Here is a 12,471-nt window from a genome sequence, read left to right on the forward strand (position 1 = left end):
TGGCGTGCTGTTCACGAGATGCTGCACCGTGGCAACAGGTGTCCCAGACGTTCACGCTTTACTGCGAGGTATTCGAGGTTCTCCGGTCGTGCTCCAACCACCAGTGGGAGCCGGCGCGCAACCTTTACGCCGCCGGTCTCGAGTCCCGCCACCTTGTCCGGGTTGTTGGTCATCAGCTGCACTGAATCGATTTCCAGGTCGACGAGAATTGCGGCAGCAGCGCCGTATTCGCGGGCGTCAACGGGTTCGCCTAGTCGCACATTGGCCTCGACCGTGTCTAGGCCCCGATCTTGAAGGTGGTATGCGGCGATCTTCTTCTGCAACCCGATGCCACGGCCTTCGTGGCCACGCAAGTACACCACCACGCCGCCATGTGCGGCGACTTTCGCCAGTGCGGCGTCGAGTTGAGGTCCGCATTCACATCGATACGACCGAAAGGATTCGCCGGTAAGGCATTCCGAGTGAACCCGGACTAATGGCGACTCGGTGCTGCGCGATCCGCCGGGGTTGCGCACCAGTGCGAGGTGTTCGGCCCCGGTGTTCAGATCCAGATAGGCGATCACGTGGAAAGAGCCGGCGGCGGTGATGATCGTGCTCTCACCGGATCGGCGAACGCGCGCCGACGGCGTATCGGGCAGAAGGTGCGGATGAGTGCGTCGGTACCCGATTAGGTGGTCTATCCGTAGCACCGGCAGCTGCATTCGTTGTCCGAGGGTCACGATCTCCGGGCTCCGCATCATCGAACCCGAGTCGGTGACCAGCTCCGCGATCGCGGCGACGGGTTCGACGCCGGCCAGCCGGCACAGGTCCACCGCAGCCTCGGTGTGGCCGGGTCGCTCCAGGACCCCGCCCGGTCGCGCCAGCAGCGGAAACACGTGGCCGGGCCGGATCAGGTCCTGTGCGGTTGCCCCCGGGTCCGCCAGTGTCCGCAGCGTCGTGCTCCGGTCGCGTGCGCTGATCCCCGTCGTCACGCCGTCTGTTGCGTCCACGCTGACTGTGTAGGCCGTTCGGCGGCTATCCTGGTTGGCGGCCACCATCTGGGGCAAGGCGAAGCGCTGGGTGTGTGCGGCGGTGACCGGTGCGCACAGCAGCCCCGAGGAGTTACGGATTGTCCACGCCACCCACTCGGGCGTGGTGGTAGCCGCGGCCATCACCACATCGCCCTCGTTCTCGCGGTCGGCGTCGTCGACGACCAAAATCGGACTGCCTTCGCGCAGCGCTGTCAAGGCCTGGGCGATCTCGGCCGTCATTGCCGTCCCTCGGCGAGCAGGCGTCGGAAAGAGCTTCGGTGAAACACAATTGGCTCGCAGTCGGTGCCAATGGTGATGCCGTGGACTGCCATCATGACGAACATGTGATCGCCGGCGGGCACCTCGTCGGCAATCGAGGTTTCCAGCCAGACACTCGCGCCGCGCACGAACACCGCACCGGTCAGGGTGGTCTCCGTTTCGATACCGGCGAACCGATTACCTGTCTTGGCAGCCAGGGTACGGGCCGCGATGTCGTGCCGTTCGCTGAGGACGCTGATGCCCAGGCGATTTGCGTCCCGCAGGCATGGCCACGTTGTCGATGTGTTCTGTACGCAGAATCCCACCAGCGCGGGTTCCAGTGACACCGCGATGAAGGTACTCGCAGCCATCCCTGTGCGGGACCCGCCAACATCTGCGCAGATGGCTACCACGCCACTTGGGAAGTGCCCGAACGCGGTTCGTAGATCATGAGAGGTCATGGTTGTGCTTGATGGTGTTGTCATGAACGCACCCGTCGGATGTTGTGGCGCAGGGCTTCACCCCACCGTTCGACGAATTTCCCGATCTTCCCGTCGGTTGTGAATGTCGACTCCTGCAAATACAGTCCGGTGGACGGACACACCGCCCCCAGCTCGGACAGCACAGGCCGCAACAGTAGATCGGGCGCCATGGCGTGCGTAGGTCCGGCTCCGAGCATCAGCGGCACCGCCACGACGTCACGCAGTCCGTCCCCCGTTGCAAACTGGTCGAGGAATAGTTTCATGATGCCGGTGTAGGTGGCTTTGAACGTTGGACTGGCAAAGACCGCCAGGTCAGTTCCCGATACTGCGTCCACCGCCGCTCGTACGGTGGCATTCCCCCAGCCGAGCAGGCCCGGGCCAAGTGTCACCACATCGACCTCGGTGATCGTCGCTTCGGGTGTCAACGACTCGGCAACGAGCCGGGCCGCCTGCAGTGTCCGTGACTGCGGCTTGGGATTGCCCGCGACTACCATGACGTGCATGCGGAGTACCTTCCTCTCACAAAGTGGATGGAACACCGAGAAGTCAAGCGCCGATTGATGTCTGGAATTTGTCCCGGATGTGGCCTCCGTATTGCGCCGCCCGGCTAGTGTGTTCCGACACCTGAAGCAGCGAGTTTCGACTGGTCCGATTGGACAACGCCGGTCCGCGTTACTTTGTCAGACGGCCCCTGTCTCGGTGGAGTCCGTTGACCCTCCGCTCAAATTTGGTCAGTAGTCCAGATTATGCGTCCACTCATCGCTTCATGGATCGCCGTGAGCCCTGCCTAGCCTGCTTCGACTTGTGGGCCGGTTGTGCTGACAACAACGCGCACTGACGTCGGCGCAGACAGGTCGGCCGTCCGCCAGCAAGCCGGCATAGCTGGCGCGCTGGGCTGTGCTGCCACCTCTGAAGTGCAGGTTTCCATTGTGCACGTGGCGTAAAGCGGTGTTGCGGAGTACGAGACACGCCCGCAACACTTCCGCGTTTGCATTGCCAGGCGTCACCAAAACTGGTGCACGGGGACGGACGTGAGGCGGACGAGTGTGGTGATTGAACTCAGCGGACCGATGAATGTCGACGTCGTCATCTGCTCTGCCGAAGCGTTGGACACGACGGCTGGCCAGCGACGGAGGTCTCAGCCGTCTGTTCGTGCAACCGTGTTCAGGAAATTGTCATTCATCGGATCGGGCACGTTGTCGCTCGGCGTCTTCAGGAGTGTGATGTTCCACCTAGCTTGGTTTCTCAACGGCTATTCGATCTCGCATTGGTACGGCCACTACGCCGGAGTCAACAAGACGGAGTGGGCACGCCCGGATCTTTACGTCGACTTGACGCGGTCGCTGGAGCGGGCCGGGTTCGACGCGCTGTTCATCGAGGACACTGCGATGATCGAGGACACCCTGGGCGGCTCCATGGAGGCGTCGCTGAAGTACGGCATCATGGCCCCCAAGAACGACCCAATGCCATTGGTTCCGTTGTTGACTCATCAATCCAGGCACATCGGGGTTGTCGCGACCATCTCGACGATCCAATACCATCCTTTCCTGGCTGCCCGGCTCGGCGCCACCCTCGACCACCTCACCGAGGGCCGGTTCGGGTTCAATATGGTGACGTCCGTGAGCCATCGGGTGGCACAGAACTTCGGCTACGACGCGCACATGGCGCACGCCGAAAGATACGCGATGGCCGAGGAATGGATCGATGCCGTTGGCGCGCTGTGGGAGTCCTGGGAACCTGATGCCTTGGTCCTCGATGAGCAGACACCGATGTACGCCGACCATACAAAGGTGCACACGGTCGATTTCGACGGTAAGTACTTCAAGACACGGGGGCCGCTGAGCACGGTTCCCGGGCCACAGCGTCGGCCTGTGGTGGCGCAGGCCGGAAACTCGGTTCCGGGTAGGGACCTGGCAGCTCGAAGCGCCGATATGATGCTGGCCCTGGCGAATACGCCCGAGGGTATGAAAGAAATTCGTGAGGACATGCACCGGCGGCTGCGCGGCTACGGGCGTGACCCCGACAAGTTCAAGATCTTCTTCATGTGCCAGGTGTACCTGGGCGAAGACGACGAGCAGGCCTTTGACACCCACCGCAGGGAAGAGGCGGTCCGAGTCTCCGATGACGGGCTGGTGCGTCAACTCTGGTTGATGAGTTATGTCAGTGGAGGAGAGGTCGACTACGGCAAATATGATCTGGACGCTCCAATCCCGGAGATCCTCGGCAACGGTGAGACAACGTCGATGAAGGCTCTGCTCGAAGGTGCCGGAGACATCACCTTGCGGCAGATGCTGACTCGCCCCAACAAGTATGGCTATGACTTGATCGGTTCCAGCGACTCGGTCGCAGCGCAGATGGATGAGCTGATGCAGGAGGTCGGCGGTGATGGGTTCCTGGTGTACGGCTCGACTCGCCGTACCAAGATCGCAGAGATCGCCGACGGACTGGCGCCTGCGCTGCGTCGGCGCGGTGTCATTCGAGATGGATACGAGCACAGCACGTTTCGCGAGAATCTGCTTTCATTCTGATTTACTTCCTTGAGCCATGTCGATGCCGCCGTGACTCAGCTACCCCCAGCGCGGCGCCGAGCAACAGGAGCACGACGTGACAGATGAAGTATCCGCACCATCTCTTCCAGCGGTGACGGCCAGTCGCCGGACCTTCCTCAAGGCTGCGGCATGGGGTGCAGGCGGTATCGGTCTCACCTCGCTGCTGGCGGCCTGTGGGGGCAATGCCGCCACGTCGGCCTCAGGTGACACTCTGATACTGCGGATGCCGTTCCTGGCGGATATGCAGGTGCCCGATCCCGACATCATGTATGAGGGCGAGGGCGCTCAGCTGATGAATGCGGTATACGAGGGCCTGGCTCAGTACCGTCCCGGTTCGGCGGAGATCATTCCGAGACTGGCTGATTCCTGGGAGATCTCGCCGGATTTGCTGACCTATACGTTCAAGCTCAAGCCGGGCGTGAAGTTCCATGACGGCTCCGTCGCCGACGCCGAGGCGTGGGTGAAGTCGTTCCAACGTCGCAAGGAGATCAACGAAGGACCGGCCTACATGGTGGCCGGCGTGGTCAATATGGAAGCGCCCGACCCGACTACGTTCGTTGTCACTCTTGATGCGCCCAACAACGCGTTCCTGCACTACATGGCGTGTCCGTGGCACCCGTTCGCCGTCAGCCCGGCGGCTGTGACCGAAAACGCCGGGGGCGGAGACCCATTCGCCCAGGAATGGCTCAAGACCCACGATGCCGGCACCGGACCATACGTGATCTCTGAGTTCGTGCCGGGCAGCCATTATCTGCTCGAGCGGTTCGACGACTACTGGGGCGGAGAGGTGACGTTCGAAGCCATCCGGATCCAGATCGTCCCCGATGTGGCCAGCCAGAAGCTGCAGCTCGACCAGGGAGCGTTCGAGATGGTCACCAAGGGGCTCCTGATTCCGGATGTGCTGGCATATCAGGACAACGACCAGTTCAACGTGCCCGTGACGGTCGGCGGCAGCGGGAACGCTATCTGGCTCAACCCGAACCGAGAGATCTTTGCCGACAAGGCGTTACGACAGGCGTTCCTGTCCGCGGTGGACCGCACCACCATCGTCGACACCGCTTTCGGCGGTCTGGTGGAGCCGTATAAGGCGATGTGGTACGAGGAGATGTTCCCGCCGGAACTGGTTGAAGTCCCCTGGGCCGCCGGCGTCGACACCGAACCGCTGAAAGCTCTGGTCGCCGCTTTGCCGGACAAGAACGTCGACCTCGGTGCGGTGGCCGAGGGTGGCGCGCCGGTGATGCAGATGGCTGAACTGCTCCAGACTCAGCTGGCAGCATTGGGATTCGAGGCGACGGTGCGACAGATTCCGACGGCACAGGTCTTCGACCTGGTGAATCAGCCCCAGGCCAGCAGGCCCGACATGATGGTGGCCTGGCTGGGCGGTGACGCGCTGCACCTGGACACGCTTCTGCGGATCCTCCTGCACACCGACGCCAAGCCGCTGAATCTGTTCAGCTACTCATACCCCGATATCGATGCGCTGATGGACAAGGCCACCCAGCAGCGGACGCCCGAGGAGATGAACGCGGTGTACGCCGACATCACGCGCCGGATCATCGACGAGGCGATCTGGGTTCCGCTGTGTGCCACGCCGGCACCCATCGTGGCGGCCAAGAGCATCACGGGGATCGAGCAGGACTCGTACTACCCGATCGTCGTGGATGCCAGCAAGCTGACGACAGCCGATGCTGCCGGCGCCTAGCGCGCCTCCGACAGTGGCGGTACCGGAGGAGCATCCACGTGTCCGGATAGAAGGTCTGACAGTGACTTTCGAACGGGGCGGACAGTCGGTGCACTCGCTGCGGGGAGTGTCGCTGGACGTGGGTACTGGGGAGATCCTGGCCGTGGTAGGCGAGTCGGGCTCGGGCAAGAGCGTTCTCGGTATGGCGTTGTTAGGTCTGCTTTCCGGCGACCCGATGCCCAAGATCACGGGCCGGGCCGAGGTATGCGGCATCGACATGGTGTCAGCCCCTGACCACGTTCGGCGTGCCACCCGGAAGGCTCACCTGGGAGCGGTGTTCCAGGATCCGATGACTTCGCTGAATCCGACGATGCGGGTAGGTCGCCAGGTGGTCGAGGCGGCGGGCTCGAGGGAGCAGGCGCTGCGGCTGCTCGAGTTGGCCGGCGTGCCGGACCCGGCCAGCCGGATGGGTGCGTATCCGCATGAACTCTCGGGCGGTCTGCGCCAGCGGGTGATGATCGCGATGGCGGTGGCCGGGACGCCGGACCTGGTGATCGCCGACGAGCCAACGACCGCTCTCGACGTGACGGTGCAGGCGCAGGTACTGGCGCTGATCCGGGCTCTGTGCGACGAACTGAAGACGTCGTTCATCCTGGTCACACACGACATCGGCGTGGCCTCCCAGATCGCCGATCGGGTGGCGGTCATGTACGGCGGACGGCTGGTCGAAATCGGTCCTGCCGCTGCGGTGGTGGGCGCACCCGCGCATCCCTACACAGCCGGCCTACTCGGCGCCAGGCTGCGTCTGGATCTTCCGAGGGGCCAACGTATCCCGACCCTTCGAGGCTCGCCGCCGGATCCTCGAGCGGAACCGGCGGGCTGCGCGTTCGCGCCGCGGTGCACGGCTGCGGGGGACGCCTGCGACCATGCTGTGCCGGCACTGGTGTCGGCCGGTGAACCGGACCGGCTGGCCGCCTGCGTGATACCGGATGCGGTGTCAGAAGTGCGCAACGACGGTCCCGGTGGCGGCTTCGCCCCACTTCTTGATGTGAAGCCGAGTCGGCCGGCGCTGCGAGTGAACAGCGTAGACAAAGAGTTCTCCCTCGCCACCGGATGGTTCAAGAAGCAGTCACTGCGGGCGCTGGACAACATCATCCTCGACATCGCCCAGGGTTCCGCACTGGCTGTGGTGGGGGAATCGGGTTCGGGCAAGTCGACGCTGCTGCGGGTGGTGGCCGGGCTGATGGCACCGGACCACGGTGACATCGACCGTGGGCCCGGACCTCAGATGGTGTTCCAGGACGCCGGTGCGTCACTGACCCCCTGGTTGACGGTCGGAGAACTGGTGGGCGAACGTCTGGCCGGGATCTCGGGGAGGTCCGAGCGACGCGAAAAGGTAGTCGAGACACTACGTCTGGTGGGTCTGCCACCTGATGTCGCCGACATCAGGGCCGGTGTCCTCTCGGGTGGGCAGCGGCAGCGGGTTGGCATCGCACGCGCTATCGTGGTGCCCCCGCAGCTGCTGCTCTGTGACGAGCCCACCTCGGCCCTCGATGCGCCTTTGGCGGCGTCGGTCCTCAACCTGCTGCAGGACCTGCGCCGGCGCCTCGGCATGGCGATCATGTTTGTCACACACGACTTGGCAGCCGCTCGCTTTCTCTCCGATCGGATCGCGGTGATGCGTCAGGGCCAAATCATCGAATCCGGCGATACCGAAGCTGTTATCACCGCTCCACAGCACGAATACACCCGATCGCTGCTGGCGGCGGTTCCGGAGTTGGCGCTCTGGACGACCGGAACCGCAATTCCGCGGGACGAGATCGATATGAGTTCTGGAAAAGACAAAGGAGTGGAGAAGTAATGGCAAAAAAGTTTCATCTCGGCTGGTTCATGAATTTCACACCTCCGGAATGGGATACGGAATGGACATCGCCCGATCATCGGACCTGGGCAACCGGTGACTTTTACGTGGATATGGCCAAGAGCATGGAGCGGGCCTGCTTCGACTTCATGATGATTGAGGACACTGTGATGGTGGCCGATGCCTATGGCGGCACCATGGAAGGGTCTCTGAAGAACTCCGCGTTCGCGCCGAAGCACGACCCGGTGCCGTTGGCCATCAAGGTCGCATCACACACCAAGAACCTCGGTGTGGTGGCCACCATGTCGACCAGCTTTTACCCGCCATACCTGCTGGCCCGGCTGGCCTCCACGGTGGACTCGATGTCGGGTGGCAGGTTCGGCTGGAACATCGTGTCCTCCGCAGAGGACCGCGCGGCGCAGAACTTCGGCATGGACAAGCTGCACGAGCACGACGAGCGTTACGACCGGGCCGACGAGTACTTCGACCTCGTCACCTCGCTCTGGGATTCCTGGGAGCCGGATTCCGTTGTCTTCGACCGTGACTCGCACACCTATGTGGACTACAAGAAGGTGCACACCATCGATTTCGTGGGCAAGTACTTCAAGTCCCGCGGCCCACTCAACACGATTCCGTCCCCTCAGCATCGCCCGACGATCCTGCAGGCCGGGGCCTCACCCCGCGGCCGGGAGTTCGCCGCCGGCGCCGCAGACGCGATCGTGGCGATGGGCACCGGCGTCGAAGGCATGAAGGGCTATCGTGACGATATCCGGGCCCGGGCGGCGGCCCTGGGCCGAAACCCCGATGACATCAAACTGATGTTCTGCGTCTCCCCGGTGATCGGTTCCACCGAGGCCGAGGCGCATGCCGAGTTCGATCGGCTGATCAGCACCGACGCCTATATCGAAAAGACACTGGTGAACATGTCCTCCAACACCGAAATCGACTTCAAGCAGTTCAACTGGGACGAGCCGCTGCCTGAAGACCTCACCACAAACGGCGAACGGGGGTCCCTCGAACACTTCATGCGCGGTGACGGCACGCCCGGGCGCAAGACCCTGCGAGAGCTGGCAGTGGCCTTCGCCAGAACGGGTATCGAAATCATCGGTACCGCCGAGCAAGTCGCGGAGAAGATGGCTGTCGCGGCTGAGCAGATCGGTGGCGACGGCTTCCTGATCATGAAATCGGGGTGGGATCTCAACCGGCGCTACATCAGCTCGATCACCGATGGTCTGGTTCCGGAGCTGCAGCGACGGGGACTGGTTCGCACCGAATACACCCAATCCACGCTGCGTGACAACCTGCGCGAGTTCTAGGACATGGCCGTCGCCGAACCGTATCTGAGAGCCGCCGCTTTGCCGGGATCGCGTCTGCGGCCCGGCGTGTGCGTGCGCTCGGCGTCGTTGCCGAGTGCGATTGCGTTCAGCTCGCTGGGCCTGCTGGTCGTGATTGCGTCGGCGGCGCCCTGGCTAGCGCCGTTCGATCCACTGACTCCGGCGGGCACCCCGCTGACCCCGCCGAACGCCGTCAACTGGTTCGGCACCGACACCGTGGGTCGCGACGTCTTCAGTCGCGTCCTGGTGGGCATGACCTCGACGTGGTGGGGTGCGGTTGCGGTGGTGGCCTCGGGACTCGTCATCGGCGGCTTGGTGGGGCTGGTGGCTGGAGCCGTTGGTGGGTTCGTCGACAGCGTTCTGATGCGGATCACCGACGTGTTCCTGGCGTTGCCGGGACCCATCCTCGCGATCGCGGTGGTGGCCGCCCTCGGCCCGTCCTACGGGCACACGTTGATCGGGGTCGCGATCGTCTGGTGGCCGTTCTACGCGCGAATCGTACGTGCAGAGGTCCGGCGGCTGCGGGCCTCGCCGCACGTGGACGCCGCCAGGCTCGCCGGCGTCGGGTTCTGCCGGCGGCTGCGCCGGCACCTGCTCCCCGGCGCGTTTCCCGTCGCCATCGTCGCCGCCAGCCTCGACGTGGCGGCGGTGGTGCTGATGGTGGCGATTCTGTCGTTTTTGGGGTTGGGTGCGCCGCAGCCGGCACCGGAGCTCGGTGCCATGAGTGCGCAAGGGCTCACGAATGTCTTTTCCGCATGGTGGATTTCGATTCTGCCGGCGCTGGCGGTCACGCTCATCGCCCTGGTGAGCAATTTCGCCGGGGACGCGCTGCGGGACCAGATTCGCGATCGTTGATTCGCAGAGGAGACTGACAGATGTTCTTGACGTTCGGGCGTCGCCTCGCCGGCGCTGTTCCGGTACTGCTGACCCTGGTTCTTGCGGTTTTTGTGCTGCAGAAGGTGTCGCCGGTGGACCCGGTGGCTGCATATGTGGGCGGCAAGGCAACTCCGGAAGTGTACGAGGCTGCCCGCCAGCAACTCGGCCTGGACAAGCCGCTGCCCGTCCAGTTCCTGGACTATCTGGGTAGGGCTCTGCGCGGCGATCTGGGTGAGTCCACAGTCACTCGCACCCCCGTCGCGGCCGACATCGGCCGATTCCTCCCCGTGACATTGGAACTGATGGCAGTGGCCGTGGTGATCATGGTCGCCCTGGGGTTTCTGATGGGTCTGGCCACTGCCGCGCGCTGGCGCGGTTCTGGCGTGCTGCGGGTGCTGATGATGAGCGGCGCGTCGCTACCGGTGTACCTGGCGTGTCTGCTGGCGATGTTGGTCTTCTACCGGTGGTTGGGTGTGCTCCCGGTGGCTGGGCAGACGGCGTTCTACGATCCTCCGACCGGTCCCACCGGCTTTCTGCTGATCGACAGCCTGCTGGCCGGTCGTCTGGACGTCTTCTTCGACGATCTCCGGCATTTGGTGCTGCCGGCGTTCTGCGTGGCGTTAGCACCGGCCGCGGCCATCGGCCGGGTGTTGCGCAGCAGTCTGGAGACGACCATGGCCGCTGACCACACCCGAACTGCACGGGTCAAAGGGCTGGGAGAGAAGAGCATCCTGTTCCGGCACTGCCTGCGCAACTCGTTGAGCCCGGTGCTGGCGCTGATGGGTCTGCAACTTGCCGGCCTTGTCGGTAGCAGCATCCTGGTGGAGATGATCTTCGCCCGCCCGGGCATTGGCGCGTACTTTGCCCAGGCCATCACCAAGGGTGATTTCAACACCATTGCAGGTGTGACGATGGTGGTCGGGGTGATGTATGTGGTGGCCAACTTGATGGTGGATGTGGTACAGGCAGTCGCCGATCCGCGGGTCTCGGTGTGAATTTCAGGCCGACCGCTGCGCGTCGGCCCGGAAAGCCACGCGATCGCTGCGAAACCTGAACTGGTCCAGCGCCAGTGCGCTGCCCTGGGCATCTCGGACAAGTTCTTCGACATACATCATGGGCGATCCCGGGTCGACCCCGATCAGCTGCGCGGACTGTTTGTCGGCGGCCGTTGCTCCGATCGTCAGGTCACTGCTCGCGATGCGCACCCCGAGGCGCTTCTCCAGATACACGATGGGGTCGGCCTCGTCGACCACGATCTCGTCGGGCCGGTCCGGGCCGACCGGAATGTAGGTCACCATCAGCCCCAGCGGTACGTCTGCCTGCAACACCAGTGCCTCGATCATCAGCACCCATTCGTCGGCGAGCAGGCTCAACCGCCGTCCTACCATCGGGGGGCAGGTGATGATCTGCTGCTCCAGCATCCGCAGTTCGGTGGGGATGCTGGTATCAGAACTGAACTCGCTGACCGGTAGCAGCTCGTTGACCGCGATCACCATCTGCTCCGCGGAATAGGTCCCGCGTTTCGGGCTGCGGGTCACCAGCCCGTCCCTGGCCAGTTGCTGCAGGGCTGCTCGCACGGTGTTGCGGCTCGCCGACAAAGCGTCAGTGAGTTCACCCTCGACCAAAGCGACGCTGCCGTTGCTGGACTGCAACGAGGAGCGGAGCAGGTCATAGGTCCGGCGCAGCGAATTGTTGGCCCGCGTCGGAGTTTGCCGGCGACGCTGGAAAAGCGTCTCAGGACGGATCCCTGGGGGTGGTGCTGGTACGGAAATCGTTCGACCTCGCTCTGATGATTGTCCAACCGAAGAAGAACGATAAAACCAGGCACGTGTTTCGTTCTGTTTCCTCGCGAGGGTCGGAGGGATTACGCCGTCCTCAGACGCAAGGGGCCTAAGTTGGTTTCTCCGGTGCCTAAAGTCACCGGTGGGCTGCGACGCCTGGGCCGCAGCGCCGGGTCGAGTCCCGGTCGCGCTGCTGCCGTGCTGTTCGTCAGCTCGCGCCGGGATCACTGTCAAAGCGGAGCACTACGTACTCCGCGGCGGACGGCGAATGCCCGAGCTGATGCTTGGCGAGCAGGTCCCAGACCTCCTTCTCGTCGGCGGTGCTCGGAGGCAACACCAGATGCAACTCGGTCAGCAGTTTGCGCCGGTGCAGGTCGATCGCCGAGCGAACCAGGTCGCCGACGGTGAGCGCGGCGGACACACCGGAGCGGTAGGTGATGAACGCCAACAGTGCGAACCCGCACGCCGTCGGAATCCACACGGCCGGGCCGAGGGAGCCGAATATCGCCAGTGCCACCGCAAACACCGACGTCAACGTCGACAGCGTGGCGATGACGACAAAATGGTCGATGGTACGACGGGCTCCGTCGATGATGGCGCGGGTGGCCTCGGGCAACGTCAGGTAGAGCCGCACCCAGA

Annotated in this window: 11 protein-coding genes; 6 read left to right on the forward strand and 5 right to left on the reverse strand. The window is 63.8% G+C overall.

Going from position 1 to position 12,471, the window contains the following annotated elements; genetic code table 11:
- Nucleotides 1-11: 11 nt before the first annotated feature.
- Genes ribB through WBB07_RS21395 form a run of 3 tightly spaced genes read right to left on the reverse strand, consistent with a single transcriptional unit; the run spans nucleotide 12 to nucleotide 2,253 of the window.
- Nucleotides 12-1,250 (reverse strand): 3,4-dihydroxy-2-butanone-4-phosphate synthase, encoded by a 1,239-nt coding sequence (gene ribB, locus WBB07_RS21385; protein ID WP_526310372.1) that lies wholly within the window; start codon nucleotides 1,248-1,250, stop codon nucleotides 12-14.
- Entirely contained in the window at nucleotides 1,247-1,753 is a 507-nt protein-coding gene (locus WBB07_RS21390; RefSeq protein ID WP_526310373.1) for a flavin reductase family protein, read from the reverse strand. The genes ribB and WBB07_RS21390 overlap by 4 nt, the downstream gene beginning before the upstream one ends.
- Nucleotides 1,750-2,253, reverse strand: coding sequence for an NADPH-dependent FMN reductase (locus WBB07_RS21395; RefSeq protein WP_526310374.1), 504 nt, complete (start codon nucleotides 2,251-2,253; stop codon nucleotides 1,750-1,752). Before WBB07_RS21395 ends, WBB07_RS21390 begins: the two co-directional genes overlap by 4 nt.
- A gap of 720 nt (nucleotides 2,254-2,973) precedes the next feature.
- On the opposite strand from WBB07_RS21395, the gene WBB07_RS21400 reads away from it, so the two are divergent.
- From WBB07_RS21400 to WBB07_RS21425, 6 genes are all read left to right on the forward strand, one after another.
- Nucleotides 2,974-4,278 (forward strand): NtaA/DmoA family FMN-dependent monooxygenase, encoded by a 1,305-nt coding sequence (locus tag WBB07_RS21400; RefSeq protein ID WP_526310375.1) that lies wholly within the window; start codon nucleotides 2,974-2,976, stop codon nucleotides 4,276-4,278.
- A 76-nt stretch (nucleotides 4,279-4,354) separates the two neighbouring features.
- Nucleotides 4,355-6,001 carry an ABC transporter substrate-binding protein gene (locus WBB07_RS21405; protein ID WP_526310376.1) on the forward strand — a complete coding sequence of 549 codons (1,647 nt, stop codon included), beginning with the start codon at nucleotides 4,355-4,357 and terminating at the stop codon, nucleotides 5,999-6,001.
- Nucleotides 5,985-7,841, forward strand: coding sequence for a dipeptide ABC transporter ATP-binding protein (locus WBB07_RS21410; protein WP_526310377.1), 1,857 nt, complete (start codon nucleotides 5,985-5,987; stop codon nucleotides 7,839-7,841). The genes WBB07_RS21405 and WBB07_RS21410 overlap by 17 nt, the downstream gene beginning before the upstream one ends.
- Nucleotides 7,841-9,157 (forward strand): NtaA/DmoA family FMN-dependent monooxygenase, encoded by a 1,317-nt coding sequence (locus WBB07_RS21415; protein ID WP_526310378.1) that lies wholly within the window; start codon nucleotides 7,841-7,843, stop codon nucleotides 9,155-9,157. The genes WBB07_RS21410 and WBB07_RS21415 overlap by 1 nt, the downstream gene beginning before the upstream one ends.
- Nucleotides 9,158-9,160: 3 nt before the next feature.
- A complete protein-coding gene (locus WBB07_RS21420; protein ID WP_526310379.1) occupies nucleotides 9,161-10,030 on the forward strand; it encodes an ABC transporter permease in 870 nt (289 codons plus the stop codon).
- A 20-nt stretch (nucleotides 10,031-10,050) separates the two neighbouring features.
- Complete coding sequence (locus WBB07_RS21425) at nucleotides 10,051-11,046, forward strand: ABC transporter permease (RefSeq protein ID WP_526310380.1); 996 nt, start codon at nucleotides 10,051-10,053, stop codon at nucleotides 11,044-11,046.
- Nucleotides 11,047-11,049: 3 nt separating this feature from the next.
- Here WBB07_RS21425 and WBB07_RS21430 read toward each other — a convergent pair whose 3' ends face one another.
- Together WBB07_RS21430 and WBB07_RS21435 are read right to left on the reverse strand one after the other, a co-directional pair.
- Nucleotides 11,050-12,060 carry a GntR family transcriptional regulator gene (locus WBB07_RS21430; RefSeq protein ID WP_526310381.1) on the reverse strand — a complete coding sequence of 337 codons (1,011 nt, stop codon included), beginning with the start codon at nucleotides 12,058-12,060 and terminating at the stop codon, nucleotides 11,050-11,052.
- Nucleotides 12,041-12,466, reverse strand: a complete 426-nt coding sequence (locus tag WBB07_RS21435; RefSeq protein WP_526310382.1) for a hypothetical protein — start codon at nucleotides 12,464-12,466, stop codon at nucleotides 12,041-12,043. Before WBB07_RS21435 ends, WBB07_RS21430 begins: the two co-directional genes overlap by 20 nt.
- Between the last annotated feature and the right edge of the window lie 5 nt (nucleotides 12,467-12,471).

Origin of the sequence: Mycobacterium sp. (assembly GCF_049647605.1) — a bacterium.
Classification (GTDB): Bacteria; Actinomycetota; Actinomycetes; order Mycobacteriales; family Mycobacteriaceae; genus Mycobacterium.